Source organism: Mycolicibacterium psychrotolerans (genome assembly GCF_010729305.1).
GTDB classification, from domain to species: domain Bacteria; phylum Actinomycetota; class Actinomycetes; order Mycobacteriales; family Mycobacteriaceae; genus Mycobacterium; species Mycobacterium psychrotolerans.
Window position 1 is genome coordinate 5,474,975 of record NZ_AP022574.1, and the last position, 18,716, is coordinate 5,493,690.

Annotated in this window: 21 protein-coding genes; 8 read left to right on the forward strand and 13 right to left on the reverse strand. The window is 69.2% G+C overall.

Annotated elements, in window-relative coordinates:
• The first annotated feature begins 28 nt into the window (after positions 1-28).
• Complete coding sequence (locus G6N45_RS26340) at positions 29-421, forward strand: DUF302 domain-containing protein (RefSeq protein ID WP_163726901.1); 393 nt, start codon at positions 29-31, stop codon at positions 419-421.
• Here G6N45_RS26340 and G6N45_RS26345 read toward each other — a convergent pair.
• The 10 genes from G6N45_RS26345 to G6N45_RS26390 all read right to left on the reverse strand — a co-directional run bounded on the left by G6N45_RS26345 (position 418) and on the right by G6N45_RS26390 (position 10,353).
• Positions 418-1,764 (reverse strand): MBL fold metallo-hydrolase, encoded by a 1,347-nt coding sequence (locus G6N45_RS26345; protein WP_163726904.1) that lies wholly within the window; start codon positions 1,762-1,764, stop codon positions 418-420. The two genes, G6N45_RS26340 and G6N45_RS26345, sit on opposite strands and share 4 nt — an antisense overlap.
• Positions 1,765-1,788: 24 nt before the next feature.
• Positions 1,789-1,962, reverse strand: coding sequence for a hypothetical protein (locus tag G6N45_RS26350; RefSeq protein ID WP_264059933.1), 174 nt, complete (start codon positions 1,960-1,962; stop codon positions 1,789-1,791).
• A gap of 81 nt (positions 1,963-2,043) precedes the next feature.
• Complete coding sequence (locus G6N45_RS26355) at positions 2,044-3,060, reverse strand: zinc-binding alcohol dehydrogenase family protein (protein WP_163726908.1); 1,017 nt, start codon at positions 3,058-3,060, stop codon at positions 2,044-2,046.
• Between the two features lie 12 nt (positions 3,061-3,072).
• Entirely contained in the window at positions 3,073-4,695 is a 1,623-nt protein-coding gene (locus G6N45_RS26360) for a GAF domain-containing sensor histidine kinase (RefSeq protein ID WP_246228804.1), read from the reverse strand.
• A 145-nt stretch (positions 4,696-4,840) separates the two neighbouring features.
• Positions 4,841-5,092, reverse strand: a complete 252-nt coding sequence (locus G6N45_RS26365; protein WP_057151086.1) for an acyl carrier protein — start codon at positions 5,090-5,092, stop codon at positions 4,841-4,843.
• 6 nt (positions 5,093-5,098) lie between these two features.
• Entirely contained in the window at positions 5,099-6,349 is a 1,251-nt protein-coding gene (locus tag G6N45_RS26370) for a dihydrolipoamide acetyltransferase family protein (RefSeq protein WP_163726911.1), read from the reverse strand.
• Positions 6,346-7,326, reverse strand: coding sequence for an alpha-ketoacid dehydrogenase subunit beta (locus tag G6N45_RS26375; protein ID WP_163726914.1), 981 nt, complete (start codon positions 7,324-7,326; stop codon positions 6,346-6,348). The genes G6N45_RS26370 and G6N45_RS26375 overlap by 4 nt, the downstream gene beginning before the upstream one ends.
• Entirely contained in the window at positions 7,323-8,297 is a 975-nt protein-coding gene (gene pdhA, locus G6N45_RS26380; RefSeq protein ID WP_163726916.1) for a pyruvate dehydrogenase (acetyl-transferring) E1 component subunit alpha, read from the reverse strand. Before pdhA ends, G6N45_RS26375 begins: the two co-directional genes overlap by 4 nt.
• Positions 8,294-10,096: an acetate--CoA ligase gene (gene acsA, locus G6N45_RS26385; protein ID WP_163726919.1), complete on the reverse strand. Its 1,803-nt coding sequence runs from the start codon at positions 10,094-10,096 to the stop codon at positions 8,294-8,296. The genes pdhA and acsA overlap by 4 nt, the downstream gene beginning before the upstream one ends.
• Positions 10,093-10,353 (reverse strand): hypothetical protein, encoded by a 261-nt coding sequence (locus G6N45_RS26390; RefSeq protein WP_163726922.1) that lies wholly within the window; start codon positions 10,351-10,353, stop codon positions 10,093-10,095. Before G6N45_RS26390 ends, acsA begins: the two co-directional genes overlap by 4 nt.
• A gap of 159 nt (positions 10,354-10,512) precedes the next feature.
• Between G6N45_RS26390 and G6N45_RS26395 the strand changes: the two genes are divergently transcribed.
• Together G6N45_RS26395 and G6N45_RS26400 are read left to right on the forward strand one after the other, a co-directional pair.
• Positions 10,513-10,941: a nitroreductase family deazaflavin-dependent oxidoreductase gene (locus tag G6N45_RS26395; protein WP_163726937.1), complete on the forward strand. Its 429-nt coding sequence runs from the start codon at positions 10,513-10,515 to the stop codon at positions 10,939-10,941.
• Positions 10,931-12,064 carry an Rv2629 family ribosome hibernation factor gene (locus G6N45_RS26400; RefSeq protein WP_163726940.1) on the forward strand — a complete coding sequence of 378 codons (1,134 nt, stop codon included), beginning with the start codon at positions 10,931-10,933 and terminating at the stop codon, positions 12,062-12,064. The genes G6N45_RS26395 and G6N45_RS26400 overlap by 11 nt, the downstream gene beginning before the upstream one ends.
• 8 nt (positions 12,065-12,072) lie before the next feature.
• Here G6N45_RS26400 and G6N45_RS26405 read toward each other — a convergent pair whose 3' ends face one another.
• On the reverse strand, positions 12,073-12,915 hold the full coding sequence (locus tag G6N45_RS26405) for a universal stress protein (protein WP_163726943.1): 843 nt from the start codon (positions 12,913-12,915) through the stop codon (positions 12,073-12,075).
• Between the two features lie 207 nt (positions 12,916-13,122).
• On the opposite strand from G6N45_RS26405, the gene G6N45_RS26410 reads away from it, so the two are divergent.
• From G6N45_RS26410 to G6N45_RS26420, 3 genes are all read left to right on the forward strand, one after another.
• Positions 13,123-13,593, forward strand: coding sequence for a DUF5709 domain-containing protein (locus tag G6N45_RS26410; protein ID WP_163726946.1), 471 nt, complete (start codon positions 13,123-13,125; stop codon positions 13,591-13,593).
• Positions 13,584-13,862 (forward strand): ANTAR domain-containing protein, encoded by a 279-nt coding sequence (locus tag G6N45_RS26415; RefSeq protein WP_163726949.1) that lies wholly within the window; start codon positions 13,584-13,586, stop codon positions 13,860-13,862. The genes G6N45_RS26410 and G6N45_RS26415 overlap by 10 nt, the downstream gene beginning before the upstream one ends.
• A 104-nt stretch (positions 13,863-13,966) precedes the next feature.
• A complete protein-coding gene (locus G6N45_RS26420) occupies positions 13,967-14,221 on the forward strand; it encodes an Rv2628 protein family (RefSeq protein WP_163726952.1) in 255 nt (84 codons plus the stop codon).
• A 3-nt stretch (positions 14,222-14,224) separates the two neighbouring features.
• Here the strand turns inward: G6N45_RS26420 and G6N45_RS26425 are convergent, their stop codons facing one another.
• Positions 14,225-14,902 carry an SRPBCC family protein gene (locus tag G6N45_RS26425; RefSeq protein ID WP_163726957.1) on the reverse strand — a complete coding sequence of 226 codons (678 nt, stop codon included), beginning with the start codon at positions 14,900-14,902 and terminating at the stop codon, positions 14,225-14,227.
• Between the two features lie 4 nt (positions 14,903-14,906).
• Positions 14,907-17,501 carry a cation-translocating P-type ATPase gene (locus G6N45_RS26430; protein WP_163726960.1) on the reverse strand — a complete coding sequence of 865 codons (2,595 nt, stop codon included), beginning with the start codon at positions 17,499-17,501 and terminating at the stop codon, positions 14,907-14,909.
• Between the two features lie 98 nt (positions 17,502-17,599).
• Here G6N45_RS26430 and G6N45_RS26435 point away from each other — a divergent pair, with 98 nt between their 5' ends.
• Both G6N45_RS26435 and G6N45_RS26440 read left to right on the forward strand, forming a co-directional pair.
• Positions 17,600-17,941, forward strand: a complete 342-nt coding sequence (locus G6N45_RS26435; RefSeq protein WP_163726963.1) for an Hsp20/alpha crystallin family protein — start codon at positions 17,600-17,602, stop codon at positions 17,939-17,941.
• Positions 17,942-18,021: 80 nt separating this feature from the next.
• Positions 18,022-18,705: a hypothetical protein gene (locus G6N45_RS26440; RefSeq protein ID WP_163726965.1), complete on the forward strand. Its 684-nt coding sequence runs from the start codon at positions 18,022-18,024 to the stop codon at positions 18,703-18,705.
• The last annotated feature ends 11 nt before the right edge of the window (positions 18,706-18,716 follow it).

The window sequence follows — 18,716 nt, forward strand, 5'->3', positions numbered from 1 at the left end:
CGACTGACACCCAACGGAAGGACGCGACATGGGATTCGCACTGTCGACGGTGTTGCACACCTCGTTCGATGACGCGCTCGCCCGCACCCGAGAGGCCCTCGCAGAACAGGGCTTCGGCGTGCTGACCGAGATCGACATGCAGGCGACGCTGAAAGCCAAACTCGGTGAGGACATGGAGCAGTACGTGATCCTCGGTGCATGCAATCCGCCGCTGGCCCACCGGGCCGTCGAGGTCGACCGGCAGATCGGGCTGCTGTTGCCGTGCAACGTCGTCGTGCGCGCAGATGCCGGCACCGAAGGCGACGTGCTCGTCGAGGCGATGGATCCGCAGGTGCTCGTCGACGTCAGCGGTGAGGCCGAATTGCGGCCCGTCGCCGACGAGGTGGCCGCCAAGCTGCGGGCGGCGATCGACGCGCTCTAGGTCGTCAGCCCGAGCTTCTCGGCGTTCTCGTAGCTGTCGTCGACGAGGGTGACCGCACGGTCACCGCAGCGATCGACGATGGACGCCGCGATCGACGATCGGTACCCCGAGGCGCAATGCACCCACACGTGCGCGCGCGGCACCTCGTCGATGCGCTCGATGAGTTCGTGCAACGGGATGTTGAGCGCACCGGGGAGGTGACCGTCGGCGAACTCGCCGCTCTGCCGGACGTCGAGGATCGCGATCTCGTCGGCCTGCAGGGACTCGGCCAGGTCCTCGAAGGTGGCGACGCCGTAGGAGCGCACCTCACTCCCACTCCACGCCCGCGGGTCACCGATCGCGGCGCCGTCGATCCGATCGACGCCGATCCGAACGAGTTCCCTTCTGGCGTCCGCGATCTGGTCTTCGCTCTCACCGATGAGCGTCAGCGGGGCACCCCACCTGTGCAGCCAGCCCAGATAGGTGACGAACGACTCCGACAGCTCGAAGCCCAGTGTGCCGCAGACATGCCGGGCCGCGAACGCCCGGCGGTGCCGGAGGTCGACCACCCATTCCCCGGCATCGATCCGCCGCCTCAGCTCGTCGGGATCCGCCGGTTCGGGCATCGACAGATCCACCGGTGCCGGCCCCTGCGCATTGATCACGCCCATGTGCGCGTAATAGGCGGGATACGCGGACAGCCCGGCGAGCAGCGTGGCCACATAGGTCTGTTCGTCCTGCGTCAGCGCCGGGTTGGTGCGCCGCTCGTCGCCGATGGTGGAGGCATCACCGCTGGCCGGTGTCGCCGAACAGAAGCTGCCGAACCCGTGGGTCGGATAGACCTCGGCGTCGGCGGGCAGTTCGGCAGCCAACCGCCGCACCGAGTGGTACTGGGCGCGGGTGAGATCGTCGGTGTGATCGGCACCAAGCAGATCGGTGCGGCCGGTGGTGCCGTGCAACATCGAACCGCCCGTGAACACACCGACGACCGTGCCTGCGGAGTCGTGGAGGGCGTAACTCATGTGGTGGTGGGTGTGGCCCGGGGTGTGCATCGCCTGTAGCCGGAACACTCCGGCGTCGATCCAGTCACCGTCTGCGATGGCGCGGCGCGGGTAGTCGACGTCGTCGCCGCCGGGCACCACGTACTCAGCGCCGACGATCCCGGACAGTTCGAGACCACCGGTGACGTAGTCGTTGTGCAGATGAGTCTCGAGCACATGGGTGATTCTCACGGCGAGATCGTCCGCGAGACCGAGGACCCGGTCGATGTCGCGCTGGGGGTCGACGACGACGGCCGTGCCGTCGTGACTGACGAGGTAACTGCGGTCGCCGAGACCCGAGGTCTCGATGATCGAAATGTCCATGATGTGCCTCCTTGCGTTGGGGAATCAGCGGATGACGAGGGCGTAGCCGGCGACGGCGAACACGAGATAGGCCTGGTCGATGGGGACGCCCAGACCGTAGACCAGCGCGGGGACGGCGAGGATCGAACCGCCGCCACCGAGGAATCCCAGCAGGACGCCGATGACGACTCCAAGCGCAAGCGCAAGCGCGGTGGTCACGGCACCCCTTTCCTCGATACCCAGGTGGGTATACCCGACAGGGGTCGACCGTACACAACGAAGAGCGCCCGGCGCGATCCGCTAAACCAGCAGGACCGCCGCCCCGGCGATACGGCCCGAGCTCAGATCGTCCAGCGCGACGTCGGCCTGGTCCAGCCGGTACTCCGGGGTGGTCACCTCGATGCGGTGACGCCCCGCGAACTCCAGGAACTCACGTGCGTCGGCCCTGGTGTTCGAGGTGACCGACCGGACCTGCCGTTCCTGGAACAGATGAGCCTGGTAGTTCAGCGGCGGGATGTCGCTGAGGTGGATCCCGGCGATCGCCAGCGTTCCGCCGCGATCGAGAGCCTCCAGGGCGGGCAGCACCAGGTCGCCGACCGGCGCGAAAAGGATTGCCGAGTCGAGCTTCACGGGAGGAGGGTCGGCCGCGCCCTGCGCGGATGCCGCCCCGAGTGCCAGCGCCAGTTCACGGGCGCTCTCACCACGCGTCATCACGTGCACCTCGGCACCCCGGGCCAGCGCCACCTGCGCGGTGATGTGGGCGCTGCCGCCGAAGCCGTAGATGCCGAGGCGGCCTCCGGCGGGCAGGTCGGCCCGCAACAGCGAGCGGTAGCCGATGATGCCCGCGCACAACAGCGGCGCGAGCTCGCTGTCGGAATACCCCTCTGGCAGGTGGTGCACGAAATCAGCCGGGGCGGTGACGAATTCGGCGTAGCCGCCATCGGCGTCCCACCCGGTGTACTGCGACTCCGGACACAGGTTCTCCTGCCCGCGCAGGCAGAAACGGCACCGCCCGCAGGTGTGCCGCAGCCACGCCACCCCGACCCAGTCGCCGGCCCTGAACTCCTCGGCGGTGTCCGGACCGACCGCAACGACCTCGCCCACCACCTCGTGGCCGGGGGTGACGTGCGGCCGGTGCACGGGCAGGTCCCCCTCGGCGACGTGCAGATCGGTGCGGCACACCCCGCACGCGTGGACGGCGATCAGCAGCTCGCCCGATGCGGCCTCGGGAACATCGGCGTTGACGAGTTCGAGCGGACGGGTGCGCACCGGCCCGGGAGTACGGACCCGCCATGCGCGCATCGTCGGAGACGTCATGTCCGGAGTTTGTCAGAGGTCCGAGAGCGGGGCGCTCCACGTCAGGCACGTGCCGCCTTCCGGCGGAGAGGTGAGCGCGAAGTCTCCACCGGCGCTGTGGGCACGTCGGCCGAGGTTGGCCAACCCGCTGCGCCGCTGGTTGTCCGCCGGTATCCCACGCCCGTCGTCGGTCACCTCGACACGCAGGTCGTCGCCGACGGCCACCTCCACCGTGACCGCGTGCGCACCGGAGTGCCGCACTGCGTTGCTGAGCGCTTCGACGACGACGGCCTCGGCGTGATCGGACAATGCCTCCGGGACCACGCTCATCGGTCCCGACATGATCAGCGTCGCACCGATCTCCCGGTCCTCCGTGAGACGCGCGACGGCGTCCTGGATGCGCTTGGCGAATCCCCCGTGCGCTTCCCGCGGATGCCCGAGGTCGAAGATCGTCGACCGGATGTCGTTGATGACGGCCTGCAACTCGTCGACCGAGCGGTTCACCCGGCCGGCCAGCTCGGGTGAGCGCAGCCGGGCGATGACGCCTTGCAGGTCCATGCCGACGGCGAACACCCGCTGGATCACCTGATCGTGCAGGTCACTGGCGATCCGCTCCCGGTCGGCGAGCATGGCCAGCTCGGTGCTCGACCGCCGGGCCCGCGCGATCGTCAAGGCGATCGTGGCGTGATTGGCGAAATCCTGTACCAGCTCGAGATGACTTTCGTCGAAGCGAGGCGCCGTCGCATCGCGCGCCACTGCGATGACTCCGAGGGTGTCTTCGTCCGAACGCAGCGGCACGACGATGACAGACCGCTCACCGAGCTCGGTGAAGGCCTGGATCGGACGTCTGAACGTCTCCGTGATCACGGGCTCCCCGGATCGGAACACTGCACCGGTCGTCGATCCGTCGACCGGAATATGTTGTCCCAGAACGTCATCGGCGTATCGGCCAGAGGCGGCGGAAACCACCAGCGTGTCCACTGACCCGACGTCCCGCTCTGTGTCGTTCGGGACCAGCACGATCACCTGTTCGGCCAGGGCCAGGTGGCGCGCGCGGCTCGCGATGAGGTGCAGGGGCCGCACCTTCGGATCCTGGTCAGAGAGCAGCGCTGCGGTGATCTCCCGGCTCGCCCTGGTCCAGCGCGCGGCCTCGCGAACCTGATCGAACAGCCGCGCGTTGTCGATGGCGACCGCCGCGATCGACGCCAGCACGCGCCCCGTGGTCTCGTCGGCTTCGGTGAACGCGCGGTCGGGACGATCGTCGGCGACGTAGAGACCGCCGTACGGCTCTCCGCGGATGACGATCGGCACGCCGAGGAACGCCCGCATGTCCGGGTGGTGCTGCGGAAATCCCCCGGACTCGGGGTGCTCGCTGAGGTCGGCGATACGCAAGGCCTGAGGATGCTCGCGCAGCAGTCCGAGCAGACCCTTACCCGCCGGCAGGTGGCCGATCATCCCGACGGCGTCATCGTCCATCCCGTCGTAGACGAACGAGGCGAGCATGCCGCCGGCATCCCACACCCCGATCGCGCCGAACCGCGCCTGGGTCATGTCCATCGCCGCGCGGACGAAGCGTTGCAGGGTGGCATCGAGGTCGGAGTCGAGGTCGAATCCGATCTCGAGGGCCGCGTGCAGCAGCGGCGGGTCGGTGTTCACTAGTGATCAAACCTTCCGAGGCGACCGGGCGACGGCGCACGGAGGCGTCATTCACCGGTCACCCCGAGTCTCCCCCTCAGCGCGCACACGAACAAGCGATGCCGCTGTGAATTCGCCGTAAGTGCATCCGCGGTGGCGTTCGCGATCAGGACGCGGCTTTGGCCTCGACGTAATTCACCAGGTCATTGAGGGTGCGTAGCCGTTGGTAGTCGGCCTCGGGGATGTCCACGTCGAGTCTCTTGTGGATTCCGAGAAGGAAGTTCAGCCAGTCCATCGAGTCCAGATCCACCTGGTCGCGCAGGAGCGCGTCGTCACTGATCTCGTCGGGCTCGACTTCGGGTGCGATCGCGGTCAGCACCGAAAGCACGTCGTCGCGGATCTCATGGGTCGTCTTCATGGGTTCTCAGTTCTCGAGCAGGTCGGGTTGTTGAAGGAGGTCGTTGATCGCGGCCAGGAACAGCGCACCGCGGTGGCCGTCGCTGGCGCGGTGATCGGCGGCAAGGCTCGCCTGTACCGTCGTCGCGATCCGGATTCCGCCGTCGACGGCGCGCACGCGCTGCGCGGGTCTGCCGAATCCGACCAGGGCAACCTGCGGCGGGTAGATGACTCCGAAGACGGTGTCGACGCCCTGATCGCCCAGGTTCGTCACGGTGATGGTGGGATCCGACATCTCTGAGCTGCGCAACGATCCGGCGCGGGCCCGTGCGACGAGGTCGCTCAAATCGGCCATCAGCTCGTCGAGCTTCTTGCCTGCCACATCGTGAATCGCCGGCGCGACCAGACCGCCGCCGCGCAGTGAGATCGCGACCCCGACGTGCACCGCGTCTGCGGGTGCGAAGCCGGTGTCGCGCCAGAACCCGTTGAACTCCCCGAACCGGTCCGCGGCCAGCGCGACGGCCTTGAGCTGCATTACCGCCGGGAGTACCCGCTCGGTGATGGAGCGCGCCGCGTTGCGCTCGGCGAGCCAGCCCAGCGCCGGGTCGAGGACGACCTCGTCGGCGAGGTAGTAGTGCGGGATCTCTCGCTTGGACCTGCTCATCGCCGCCGCAATCGACTTGCGCATCTCCGCACCGCGGCGGGCGGCGACCTCCTTGGCCGACACCGGCGGGCTCGGCATCACCGGCGCCACTTGCGGGGCGGCGGCCTGCACGTGCGCGGCGGCGTGTTCGACGTCGCTGATGACCACCGCACCCTGCGGCCCCGTACCGGTGAGCGACTCGACGTCGACACCGATCGACACGGCCAGCCGGCGGGCCGCAGGAGACACCCACCGGCGGTGGGACGCGTCGGCGGTTGGCGGGGACGGTACCGGAGCCGGGGCGGGGGCCGGCGCCGGGGCCGGCGCCGGGGCCGGCGCACTCTGCGGAGGCGCTTCGACGGCCGGCACAGGCGCGGCGGGGTGTTCGGTGGGCGCCTCACCGGGAGCCAGCAGGGTGGCCAACGGCGTTCCCACCGAGACGGTCTGACCCACCGGCACGAGCAATTCGCCGACGACGCCCTCCTGCCAGCATTCGATCTCGACGGCGGCCTTCGTGGTTTCGACGACCGCGACGATCTGGCCGCGGGAGACGGTGTCGCCCGGCTTGACCAGCCACTCGTTCAGCGTGCCCTCGTCCATGTCGGCGCCGAGGGCCGGCATCGCGAACTCGATCATGAGGGCTGTCCCACAACAGATTTCACTGCGGCGACGATCGTCTCGGGCTGCGGTAGCGCGGCCTGCTCGAGGTGCTTGGCGTACGGGATCGGCACCTCGGCGGAGCAGACCCGCGCGACGGGAGCGTCGAGATCGAAGAAAGCGTTCTCCATGATCTGCGCGCTCACCTCACCCGCCAGGCTGCCCGTGCGCCAGCCCTCGTCGACGACGACCGCGCGATGTGTCCGGCGGACCGACTCGACGAACGTGCCGGTGTCCAGCGGGCGCAGCGAACGCAGGTCGATCACCTCGCAGTCGATGCCGCCCAGCGAGAGTTCGTCGGCGGCATCGAGGACCTTGGGCAGGCAGCCGCCATAGGTGATCACCGTGACGTCGGACCCGGCGCGGCGGATCGCGGCCCGCGTGAGGTCGGTCGGCGCCAGGGTCTCCACGTCGGCGGAGGCGTTGTAGAGCTGCACGTGCTCGAAGATCACCACCGGGTCGGGGTCGGCGAGCGCAGAGCCGAGCATGCCGTAGGCATCCTCGACCGTCGCCGGGGCCACCACCTTGATGCCAGGGATGTGCGCGAACCAGCACTCCAGACTGTGCGAATGCTGCGCGGCGAGTTGGCGTCCCGCGCCGGTGGCCATCCGGACCACCAGCGGCACCGAGAACTGACCCCCCGACATGTGGCGCAGTGCCGCAGCGGTGTTCACGATCTGGTCGAGCGCGAGCAGGCTGAAGTTGACGGTCATCACCTCGACGATGGGCCGCAGCCCGCCCAGCGCGGCGCCGATGCCGATACCGACGAAGCCGAGTTCCGACAGCGGGGTGTCACGGATGCGGTCCGGGCCGAACTCGGCCAGCAGCCCTTTGGACGCGGCGTATGTTCCGCCGTACGCGCCCACGTCCTCCCCCATCAACAGCACCCGCTCGTCGGCGGTCATCGCGTCGCGGATCGCGTCGTGCACCGCGGTCCGGTAGCTCGTCTTGGTCATCGGAGGGCCTCCGCCGGGGTCAGGACATCACGGGTGAGATCTTCGACCGGTTCCCACGTACCGGCCTCCGCGTAGGCCACAGCGCCGGCCACTTCGTCCTCGGCGGCCGCACGGATGTCGGCCACGTCGTCGTCGCTGAGCGCACCTGCTGCGATGCACCGTTCGGTGAAAACACGGATAGGATCCCGCTCCTTGGCGTGCTCGACTTCCTCCTTCGAGCGGTACAGCTCGGGATCGAACATCGAATGCGGCCGGAACCGGTAGGTGCGGAACTCCAGGAAGAACGGACCGCCCCCGCTGCGTACGTGGTACGCCCCTTCCTCGGCGGCAGCCCGACAGGCCAGCACGTCCATGCCGTCGGCGGCCAGCGCCGGGATGCGGTAGGACGCCGCCTTCTCGGTCATGTCGGTCTGCGCCTGCTCGTGTGCGAGTTCGGTCCCCATCGCGTAGAAGTTGTTCTCGCAGCAGAACAGCACCGGCAATCGCCACAGCGCCGCCAGGTTCATCGACTCGTGGAAGGCTCCCTCGGCAACCGCGCCTTCGCCGAAATAGCATGCGGTGACCCGGGATCGGCCCAGCTGCGCGTCGGCCAGCGCCAGACCCACCGCCAGCGGCAGCCCGCCTGCGACGATGGCGTTGCCGCCGTAGAATCGGGTCCGCGCGTCGAACAGGTGCATCGAGCCGCCCCGGCCGCGCGAGCAGCCTTCCTGCTTGCCGAACATCTCGGCCATGATGTTGGTCATCGGGATGCCCCGCAGCAGCGCGTGGGCGTGGTCGCGGTAGGTGGCCACCACCGCGTCCCCGTCCTCCAGTGCGCGCAGCGACCCGGCGGCGACCGCCTCCTCACCGACGTACAGGTGCAGGAAGCCGCGGATCTTGGCCGCGCTGTAGAGCTCGGCGCACTTCTCCTCCATCAGCCGCACTCGCACCATGTCGGACAGCAGCAGGGTCGCGACATCGTGGTCGATCATGAGGCGGTCTCCATCGTCCCCGTCGTTTCCATGGTTGACGTGTCACCCTCGGGCAGACCGAGTTCGCGCGCTTTGAGCAGCCGCCTCATGATCTTTCCGCTGCGGGTGTGCGGCAGCGAGTCGGTGAACTCGATCACCTTGGGCGCCACCGCGGCTCCGAGTCGCTTACGCGCGTGCGCCATCAGCGAGCGCATCGTGTCGTCGTCGGCGGGGTAGCCGTCCTTGAGCGCGACGAACGCCTTGACCACCTCACCGACTGTGGGGTCGGGCACCCCGATCACCGCCGCCTCGGCGACCGCCGGATGGTCGGTGAGAGCGTTCTCCACCTCGAACGGGCCGATCAGATGGCCTGCGGACTTGATCACGTCGTCGGCGCGCCCGACGAACCAGAAGTATCCGTCGGCATCGCGCTTTACCAGGTCACCGGTCAGGTACAGACCGTCGGCGAAGCTGTTGCGGTACCGCTCTTCGGCATGCAGATAGGTCCGGAACATCGAAGGCCACCCAGGCGTGAGCGCGAGCTCGCCCTCGATATCGGGTTCGTCGATGACCGACACCGTGCCGTCGTCGTGCCGGCGCACCACACAGGCGGTGACCCCGGGCAGCGGCCGCCCCATGGAACCGGGCTTGATGTCGAACGCAGGCGTGTTGGCGATCATGATTCCGCCGGTCTCCGTCTGCCACCAGTTGTCGTGGATCGGCAGACCCAGCACCCGTTTGCCCCACCACACCGCCTCGGCGTTCAGCGGCTCGCCCACGCTGGCCACGAAACGCAAACTGGGAAAACGGAACTGGGACGCAAGCTCCGGCCCCGCCTTGATGAGCATCCGGATGGCCGTCGGCGCGGTGTACCAGACCGTCACGCCCTGACTGGCCAAAATGCGGTACCAGCGCTCGGCATCGAAGTCCGCTTCGTCGACGATCGACGTAACGCCGTGCAGCAGCGGCGCGATCACCCCGTAGGACATCCCGGTGACCCATCCGGGATCGGCTGTGCACCAGTAGATGTCGTCGGCGTGCAGGTCCAGGGCGTACAGGCCTGTCACGTAGTGCATCGTGACGGCGCCGTGCACGTGCAGCGCTCCCTTCGGAGTTCCGGTGGTCCCGCTGGTGAAATGCAGGAGGGCCGGGTCGTCGGGTGTGGTGTGGGTGATCGGCGCCTCATCGGAAGCGGCAGCCATGCACCGCCAGAACCCCAGCGTGCCGGGCTCGTCGCCGTCTGCGGCGCCGTCGTCGATGAGAAGCACGTGTTTGAGCGACGGAAGCTGGTCCCGGACCTTGGCCACCTTGCGCACGTAGTGCGCCCGGGTGGTCACCAGCACCTCGGCCTCCCCGAGGGAGAGCCGAGTGGCGATCGGTTCGGGCCCGAACGCGGAGAACAGTGGGGAGACGACGCTGCCGTTGCGCAGCGCACCCATGATCGTCACGTAGAGCTCCGGGCACCGACTCATCATCGTGAACACCCGGTCGCCCTTACCCACGCCCAGCTCCCGCAGCACGTTGGTGAAACACCGTGCGAGCCGCGCCAGTTCGGCGTAGCTCAGATCGCGGGTGGCAAGGTCTCCGTCCCAACCGTCGGCGGTGACGAACCGCAGTGCGGTGTGTGAGGCCATCGGCCCGTGGGCGTGCCGGTCGAGCGCCGCGTACGCGATGTTGCACCCGCCGTCGGGCATTCCGGCACACACCCGCGGGGCTGCGGCCCAGCTGAACGTGGCGCGCGTGCCGTCGTAGTCGGTGAAGTTCGGGTGAACCCGCCAGTCGTCGGCCGTCTTGCGGATCAGTGACGTCGCGGCGGTCATTGCCGGCGCGCCGTCACGGGAAGCGTGCCGGTGCGGATGGCCACCGAGATGTTGTCCATGACGCGGTCGAGCAGGTCCCCGTAGGCCGACCCGTCGTCGTGCAGCGCGCGGTATCCGCGGTGGCGCAGGAACGCGTCGAGCCGGCGGTCCAGCGGCCAATCCGCGTAGGTCCGGCCGGCGAACTCGGACGAGAGGAACTCCCAGGCGATGTCGTCGAGTGCGGCCGCGGGCGTGTCGAGGGGTTCCGTCGGTGTCATGGCAGGTCCTTTCGGCAGGCGTTCGAGCCCATCGTTTGCCACCGCCCATGCCGGAAATAGAGACCAAGGTCACACAGTCGCTCAAAGGGGCCCTAAGTCCCCGACGCCTCGGTCCGCTCGGCCCTGTATCGAGGCCTATCGGACCCGCAGCATGGGTCCATGCCTGCCATCACCGAGCCCGCCCGCGACGCGATACGGCAATTCAACAAATATGTGCTGAATCCGGCGATGCTGTTGGTGGCGGGCCGCAGGCACTGGTACGCGGCGGTGATCCACCACACCGGACGCCGCACCGGTCGGTCGTACACAACGCCGGTGGTGGCCGAGCGCACCCCCGGCGGCGTCATCATCCCGCTGCCGTACGGCACAGGGGTGGACTGGTTGCGTAACGCCAGGGCGGCCGGCCGGGCGACCATGACCGTCCACGGGGAGTCCTTCGACGTCGTCGACCCGAAATTGATCGACGCGGCAACCGCGTCCACGCAGCTGTCGGCGCGTCGGCGGCGCGCTTTTCAACGCTTCGGCATCGATCACTTCGCCGCGTTCACCGCGGCGACCCATACAGATGAGGACAACCATGAGCACTGAGCACCTCCGCGTTCTTGCCGACGCGCCGGGCCCATTCGTGTCGCTGTATATCGACGGCACCGGGGACACCCAGAACGATGCGGCGCGGTGGAGCGCCATCCGTGAACATCTGGAGGACTGCGGCGTCACCGGGCGCACGATCGAGGCGGTCGAACGGGCGGTGTTGACGTACCAGCCCGCACCGCATCGGCGCGGACATGCGGTCATCGCGGGCGGGGAGGGGGTGCTGGTCGACGAGCCGCTCATCCGCCCCCCGGCGGTGACCGTGTTGCGGGTCTCTGTCTACCCCTACGTGGTGCCGCTGCTCAGCTCTGAGACGGCCCGGCCGCCGTACATCTTCGCGGCGGTAGACCACCTCGGCGCAGATCTGACGGTGCACCGCGATCGCGCCGTCGAACACGAGACCGTGCAGTGCGGGGGCTTCCCTGTGCACAAGCCCGCCAGCGCAGGCTGGAACGGCTACGGCGACATGCAGCACAGCGCCGAGGAGGCGGTCCGGATGAACGTGCGGGCCATCGTCGACCGGATCACCAAACTGGCCGACCAATCCCATGCCGAACTCGTGTTCGTGTGCGGCGAGGTCCGGTCGCGGTCCGATGTGCTGTCAGAATTGCCGCACCGCATCGCCGCGCGAGTCGTCTCGCTGCCTGCCCACGCGGAGGGCGGCCGCGCTGACGAACGAAAGTTCGCCGTTCTGGTCGACAGCGAATTCGCCCAGCGCGGGCGCGACCGGGTCGCCATGGTCGTGGCCCGGTACCAATCGGAGACCGGGCGTCGTTCTGACCTCGCCGTCCAAGGGCTGCCCGCTGTGTGCACCGCGCTGCGCGACGGCGCCGTCGACACCCTGATCATCAGCGACCTCGGCAGCGCGACCGTCGTGTCCGGCGACGACCGGACCATGGTGGCGGCGGACGCGGACGCGCTGTCGATGTTCGGGGAGGCGCCGCGTCGGGTCGCCCTGGCCGACGAGGTCCTCCCGTTCGTCGCGATCGCCACCGACGCGTCGGTGGTCATCGCAGAGCATGAGATCGCCGTTGCCGACGGGGTCGCCGCTGTGCTGCGGTATCCGCAGACCAACGTGACCGGCGCGGCGGGATCCTCGCAGCGATCCGTGCCATCCTGACCTGTCGCTCAGCTGCGGCGCGCGACGATCACCGGGGCGCGCACCTCGCGCGCCACCGCGGTGCTGACCGAACCGAGCAGAACGCCGGCCAGCGCGCCGCGGCCGTGACTGCCGACAACCACGAGTTGCGCCCGCTCGCCCTGGATCAGCAGCTGGCGGGCCGGGCTCTCGAAGCGGATCAGCCTGTGCACCGCCACGCCCCGGTGACGTTCACCCAGGGGCGCCAACGCCGTGTCGAGCCGGTATTCCGCCTCTGCCTGCAGCGCCGCCGCCTCGGCCCGGTTGGCCGACGGGCCACCGCCTCCGTCACAGACGTACAGCGCGACGACGTCCACGCCCCGCCACGACGCTTCGTCGAATGCGATCTCCGCGGCCAGCGCCGAGCAGCGTGACCCGTCGACGCCCACCAGGACCGGCTGGCGTCGGGTCCGCGCCGACACGGTGGGATCGACGTGGACCACCGCAACCGGACAGCGGGCGTGGTGCAGCACCCCCGTGCTCACCGACCCGAGCAGTCGGTGCATCCGCGTGGTGTCGCCGTGGCGCCCGAGGACGATCATCGCTGCGGTCCGCGACAGATCGGCAAGCGTCGACACCGGGTCCCCGGCGAGCCGCGAACTGCCGATCTCGATGTCCTCGCCGGCCGGTTCCGCCGAGGCGGTGGACACCGCGTCGGTGAGGATGTCGTCAGCGTCGCGGTCCGTGGCCGTGTCGCCGGCGGCGACATGCACCACGCCGAGCGCGACCCGACGCATCCGCGCCTCGGCGACGGCCCACCCGACCGCCGCCGTAGCCGACGGTGATCCGTCCGTACCGACGATCACCCCCGTAGAGCAGATCCCTTCGGACATGACCGTCTCCTGACGCAGTTGCTGCCAACGAGATTACGAATCAACCGCGCTTGACGCAGGAGTCAAGAGCTGGCTCAAAGAGTGCCGATAGTCCCTATCTCAGGGCGGATCACACGGCCACAGTGGATGCATGACGCTGACACAACGTCGTGCCGAGGACGTCGCGGTCCACGCCACCGGCGCGCATAGCGGGACAGGAAGAAAGTCATGAACGCCAGGAACTACGCGACCGGACCCGCGCCCGGTGAGTACAGCATCGATCCGGAGAATCAACTCGAGCCGGAGGACACGCTGATTGACCGGGGTGGCGCCGATCTCCTCGACGAGGGTTACTCACCGCCCGAACAGCCCTATGCTCCAGGAGCTTTCGGCCCCTTCGAGACGCTCGAACAACGACTCGCCGAGGAGGAACCGGACCCGGCGGCACGGGTGAACGTCTTGATCGACGACGCCGAACAGCAGCTCTCGGACGAGTCCGAACGCGCCGATGAGTTCCCGCGCCGCGACGAGGTGGGCCGCAGACGGGCAGGCCGGCTGCTGGCGCCGGACCGAGGTTTCGGGGAGGACGACGACGCGGAGCTGGTGGCCGAGGACGTCGGCCTCGACGGCGGTGCCGCGTCGGCCGAGGAGGCCGCGGTGCACCTCATCGACGACGATGCGGACAGCTCATGGCGGTGATTCCGACGCGTCGCGACGGGCGCCGCACCCTCTGCGCGGCCGAGGGCGTGTTGGCGGTCCTGCGGCACTGCAGTCTCGACGACGCTTTCGCCGACATCGTGCGTACCGCGCAGCGCCACAACGTCGCCCCGTTACGGCTGGCTGAGGCCCTCCTCGCCGCGATCCAGTGCGATACCGTCGCCGACACCGATCACGCGGCGATGAGCGTGGTCGAGCAGACGTGGGGCGAGCTCCTTCGAACCGCCCGGCTACTCGCCCCGTGTCTATAGACAGCACCGAAGGACCAAAGCACTCACCGATAGGGCTATTTCGGCCTTAACGTGGGCGCCGGCCCGGTGGTGTGATCGAAGAATCGCACCGAGGGGAGCCGACGATGAGGACTATGAGCCGACTGGCCCGCCACCCGCACCCCGCCTGCCCGACCTATGTGCTGACCGACCGGCTGCACCGCGAACGCACCGTGTGCGTGACCGCCGAGGAGATCACCGACACTGTGTCTACGTGGCTTGCCACGCTGGGTGTGCAGACTCCCCTGGTGGACGAGCTCTGTCGGATGATCCGCGACGGCGCCTGGGCACAAGCCCACGCGATCGCCGACATGCTGTCGGTCGACGTCACGGTGGCCTGACGGTCAGCTGACTCCATGCAGGCGCGCAGCGGCCGTCGCGGCCGCCGTCTCGGCCTGTCGCCGCTGTTCGGCCCGCCGCTTGATGCCGATCAGCATGCCGCGCGTCACCAGCGCACGCGGCGGCCCGATCAGCTCCGCGAACACCACCTCTCCCGGATGACGCAGAGCCAGCCGGGATCTGATCAGCAGGCGGCACTGGTTGTCCCCGTGCGGAACCAGGTGAAACGACCACACGAGGTCCCAGTTCCCCCGCGCCGGATCGGCGCGCAGCACGATGGAACGTCCGTCGGCGATGGCGACGACCCGCAGCGTCACCCCGTCGCTGAGGCCGAGCCAGCGCTTGGGCACCAACCGAATCGCGTCACCGACCGCGAGATGCTGCCATTCCGGGTGGATCGCATCGGCGTTGCGGTAGTGCAGGCCAACGAGATTCTCGATCTTCTCGAAGCTGTACAGGCCGCCGCGGTCCTGGCCCATCTGCACCAGCCAGGGCCACACCTGCTCGGGGGACGCGTCGATCCAAACTCCCTCGGTGGCCTGCAGCACCGGAGGTCGGACCAGTTCGTCACCCGGCAGGGCATCACCCGATTCGGCTTTCGTCGTACCCCAGTCGCGGAAGTATCGGCGGGCCGCGTAGAGCACCCCGGCTGCGGCGAGCATCGTCACCAGTCTGTCGGTCATGTCCTCAGCGTCGTCCGCTGCCGAACGTTCCCGATAGGGCCGGTGGTCCCTTCGGGAGACCCCGGGCCCACTTGTATGCCCCATCGGCCGCCAGGACCGCGGGGACCGCCGTTGCGGCGACGGCGAAACCGGCGAGCGTGGGCCCGGTGTGGGTGAGCCATCCGGCGATCGCGGGCACGTAGAGCAGCACGAGGAGCAGCACCAGTTCCACGGCGACGGCGGCGATCAGAAGCGGGTTGGTCCATGCGCGGAGCCGCCACGCCGGGCGGGTCGAGCTGCGGCAGGCGAAGGCGTTGGCCGCCTGTCCCAGCACGATCGCCGTGAAGGCCGCCCCGGACGCGGCCAGCGGGACATGGCCGCCCGGCATCGGCTCACCGGGCCGCCAACCGGCGGCGAGGAACGTGACGACGAACGCCAGCAGCGCCATCACCGCCTCGGTGCACCCGAGCACCGCGAAGGCGCGCACCATCACCTCGCGGTCCAGCAGATGACCCCGCACCGGCGGCCCGGCCAGCGTTCGCTCGTCCGGCGGCTCGGCGCCCAGCGCCAGCGACGGGAACACGTCGGTACCGATGTCGAGGGCGAGCACCTGCAACACTCCGATGGCCAGCGGGAAACGTCCCGCCGTCAGCGCCCACACGATGAACGGGGCGAGCTCGGCCACGTTGTCGGCGAGGTGGTAGGTCAGGAAACGACGGATGTTGGTGAACGTCGAGCGGCCCTGCTCGATGGCGATGACGATGGTTTCGAAGTCGTCGTCGAGCAGCACCACGTCGGCCGCCTCCCGCGCAACGTCGGTGCCGCCCCTGCCCATCGCGACGCCGATGGCGGCCTCCTGCAGGGCGGGTGCGTCGTTCACGCCGTCCCCGGTCATCGCCACCACATGACCGCGACGCTGCAAGGCCCGCGCGATGGACAATTTCGTCTCGGGGTCCACCCGTGCGACAACCAGACCGTCGTGGTCGAGGAGTGCGCCGAGTTGGTCGAGATCGGTCGGCAGCTGCGAACCCAGCAGCGCGGCGCCGTCGCTCATCAGCCCGATGTCACGAGCGATGGCTTCGGCCGTGTCGGGGTGATCGCCGGTGACCATCGCCACCTTGATCCCCGCGGCGCGGCACACGCGCAGGACGCGGCCGACACCCGGACGGGGTGGATCCTCCAGAGCGATCAGCCCCAGCAGGGTCAAGTCCGTCTCAGCCGTCTCCGACGAGCCCGGCACCGCCCCCGGTCCGACCGTGCGCGTGGCGACCGCGAGCACCCGCAGTCCGCGTCCGGTCATCCGGTTCAGCGCATCGTCGGCGCCGGGCACGACTCCGCACCGCGGCAGGACCGCATCCGGCGCGCCCTTGACGAAGACCGTCCCGTCGACCACCACCGACATCCGCCGACGCCGCGCATCGAAGGGAAACCGGCGCTCCTCGGTGCCCTCGTCGCGGTCGCCGGCGCCGACCCGGCGCGCGAACGCATCGAGAGCCGCCTCCATCGGATCGCCGCGGGGGCACCACGCGGCGTCGACGAGTTCGATCCGGCCCGTCGAACACCGCCGTGCCGCCGACGCCAAGGCCTTTGCGGCGCAGAGGGATTCGGGGTCGGCGGTCACCTCGGCCTGCGGGCGGTAGCCCTCCCCGACGACGGTGACCGCACCGGTCGGCGTCCACGCCTCGACCACCGACATCTGGTTCTGCGTCAGGGTTCCGGTCTTGTCGGTGCAGATGTAGGTGGTCGAGCCCAGCGTCTGAACCGCTTCGAGGTGGCGCACCAGGGCGTGCCGGCGCGCCATCCGTTGAGCGCCGATGGCAAGCGACAACGTCACGGTGGGCAACAACCCCTCCGGAACCACGGCGACGGTCACGCCGACGGCGAACAGAAACCCGTCGGACGGCGGCATCCCCACCACGAGCGCGACGCCGAAGAACACCGCGCCCACTACCATCGCCACCACCGCGATGACGCGAGAAACCCGCGTCAGCTCACGCCGCAGCGGCGTCGGCGCGTGCCCCTGCCCCGAGGTGAGTTCGGCAATCCCGGCAAGCCTTGTCCGCGCGCCGGTGGCGGTCACCGCTACGCGGGCCTCCCCTTCGACCACGAAGCAGCCGGCGTGAAGCATCTCTCCCTCGCCCGGATGCTCGGCAACGCTCTCCCCCGTCATCGCCGACGTGTCGACCGACAGCGCATCGGCGCGCAGGACGGTGCCGTCGGCACAGACGCGGTCACCTTCCGCCAGCAGCATCACATCACCGGCCACGAGGTCGTCGGCGGAGACGTCCACCGCCACGCCGTCGCGCAAAACCGTTGCGCGCCTGGGCAACATCTGCCGTAGCCGATCAGCGGCATGCTGGGCACGTTCTTCCTGCGCGAAGGCGAACAGTCCGTTCAGCACGACCACGACGAAGATCGCGACGCCGAGTTGCGGCATGCCCGCGACGAACGCCAGCGCGCCGGCCACCCAGAACAACAGGGCGAAGAAATGGGCCATCTCCGCGGCGAGCCGCTGCCACCACGGCCGGCCGCGCCGTACCGGAAGGCGATTAGGGCCCTGCTCGGCCAGCAGACGAAGCGCCTCAGCCGTCGTCAGCCCCTGCTCATCGCCGCGCCGCACGACATCACCGTAGGCAGAACAGGAGAAAGGCTCGCCGGACCAACGACCTCCCTCCAGGGGACTTCAGTCCCTAGTACGCCGGGGCGCGCGGTGGTCGGATGAACGACATGAGCGATGCGTGGGACATCAAAGTCGAAGACGACATCGCTGACGGCACATACAAACTGCACGCCGAGCTTCCCGGTGTCGACGCCGAGGACGTTGACGTCACCGTGCACGACGGCGTGCTCACGATCACGGCCGAGCGCACCGACGAGAAGGTATCTCACGGGCGCTCGGAGTTCAGCTACGGCTCGTTCGCCCGCTCGGTGACATTGCCGTCCGGCGCCGACGAAGCGGCCATCACCGCCAGCTACGACAAGGGCATCCTCACTGTCACGGTTCCACTCGAGGAACCGGTGACGCCCGAGAGGCATGTGGCGGTCGAGTCGGCCGGGTGACCTGGTCGCGGTCCCGGGTGCGTCCCACACCCCGCCCCGGGGCCGCGGCCTCCCCCGACGCGGAGGAAGCGGAGCTCACCATGGGAAAGCAACGACCGGCTCTCGCCGACGTGATGGCGGCCGTCGGTGTCGCGGCGCTGTACCGGCGCCACGTCGCGCCCTGGATGTACACCTGGGGTGCGCGCCCCGACGAGGTGCGAGCCACCCTGCCCGGCGACGACCTCGTCGTACCCGACGCGTGCCGGACCACCAGGGCGGTCACGATCGACGCCCCGCGACGCGACGTGTGGGCCTGGTTGATTCAGCTCGGCGAGGGCCGCGGCGGGTTCTACAGCTACTCGCTGCTCGAGCGCGCGGTCGGCGCGGACATCCACAACGCCGACGAGATCCGCCCCGAATGGCAACGGCTGGACGTCGGCGACACCATCTGGCTGGCGCGCCGCTACGGACCCGCGGCGAGCCAGATCGTCGCGGCGGTCGAGCCCGCATCGCATCTCGTCCTGGTCTCCCCCGCCGACTACGCGCGGCTGCAGCGCGGCGAAAAGGCATCAGGGTGCTGGTCCTTCGTGCTGCGCCGCGAGCAGGACTGGACCCGGCTGCTGGTACGCGGCAGCGGCAGACCGGTCGGGCACTTCTGGTTCGACATCCCGCACTTCGTCATGGAGCAGAAGATGATGCGCGGTATCGGCGCGCGCGCTCAGCGCACGCGCCGCAGCCAGGTCGTCGACGCGATCCGCACCGAGCATCCGGCGGGAGTGGGCTGACCCGATATCGG

Excerpts from the sequence above, each read along its gene's own strand:
- G6N45_RS26415 (WP_163726949.1), top strand. The coding sequence starts at position 13,584 with ATGGCGGTGATTCCGACGCGTCGCGACGGGCGCCGCACCCTCTGCGCG.
- G6N45_RS26410 (WP_163726946.1), top strand. The coding sequence starts at position 13,123 with ATGAACGCCAGGAACTACGCGACCGGACCCGCGCCCGGTGAGTACAGC.
- G6N45_RS26355 (WP_163726908.1), bottom strand. The coding sequence starts at position 3,060 with ATGACGTCTCCGACGATGCGCGCATGGCGGGTCCGTACTCCCGGGCCG.
- G6N45_RS26365 (WP_057151086.1), bottom strand. The coding sequence starts at position 5,092 with ATGAAGACGACCCATGAGATCCGCGACGACGTGCTTTCGGTGCTGACC.
- G6N45_RS26390 (WP_163726922.1), bottom strand. The coding sequence starts at position 10,353 with ATGACACCGACGGAACCCCTCGACACGCCCGCGGCCGCACTCGACGAC.
- G6N45_RS26425 (WP_163726957.1), bottom strand. The coding sequence starts at position 14,902 with ATGACCGACAGACTGGTGACGATGCTCGCCGCAGCCGGGGTGCTCTAC.
- G6N45_RS26375 (WP_163726914.1), bottom strand. The coding sequence starts at position 7,326 with ATGACCAAGACGAGCTACCGGACCGCGGTGCACGACGCGATCCGCGAC.
- G6N45_RS26370 (WP_163726911.1), bottom strand. The coding sequence starts at position 6,349 with ATGATCGAGTTCGCGATGCCGGCCCTCGGCGCCGACATGGACGAGGGC.
- G6N45_RS26345 (WP_163726904.1), bottom strand. The coding sequence starts at position 1,764 with ATGGACATTTCGATCATCGAGACCTCGGGTCTCGGCGACCGCAGTTAC.
- acsA (WP_163726919.1), bottom strand. The coding sequence starts at position 10,096 with ATGACCGCCGCGACGTCACTGATCCGCAAGACGGCCGACGACTGGCGG.
- G6N45_RS26395 (WP_163726937.1), top strand. The coding sequence starts at position 10,513 with ATGCCTGCCATCACCGAGCCCGCCCGCGACGCGATACGGCAATTCAAC.
- G6N45_RS26440 (WP_163726965.1), top strand. The coding sequence starts at position 18,022 with ATGGGAAAGCAACGACCGGCTCTCGCCGACGTGATGGCGGCCGTCGGT.
- pdhA (WP_163726916.1), bottom strand. The coding sequence starts at position 8,297 with ATGATCGACCACGATGTCGCGACCCTGCTGCTGTCCGACATGGTGCGA.
- G6N45_RS26405 (WP_163726943.1), bottom strand. The coding sequence starts at position 12,915 with ATGTCCGAAGGGATCTGCTCTACGGGGGTGATCGTCGGTACGGACGGA.
- G6N45_RS26400 (WP_163726940.1), top strand. The coding sequence starts at position 10,931 with ATGAGCACTGAGCACCTCCGCGTTCTTGCCGACGCGCCGGGCCCATTC.
- G6N45_RS26435 (WP_163726963.1), top strand. The coding sequence starts at position 17,600 with ATGAACGACATGAGCGATGCGTGGGACATCAAAGTCGAAGACGACATC.
- G6N45_RS26340 (WP_163726901.1), top strand. The coding sequence starts at position 29 with ATGGGATTCGCACTGTCGACGGTGTTGCACACCTCGTTCGATGACGCG.
- G6N45_RS26420 (WP_163726952.1), top strand. The coding sequence starts at position 13,967 with ATGAGGACTATGAGCCGACTGGCCCGCCACCCGCACCCCGCCTGCCCG.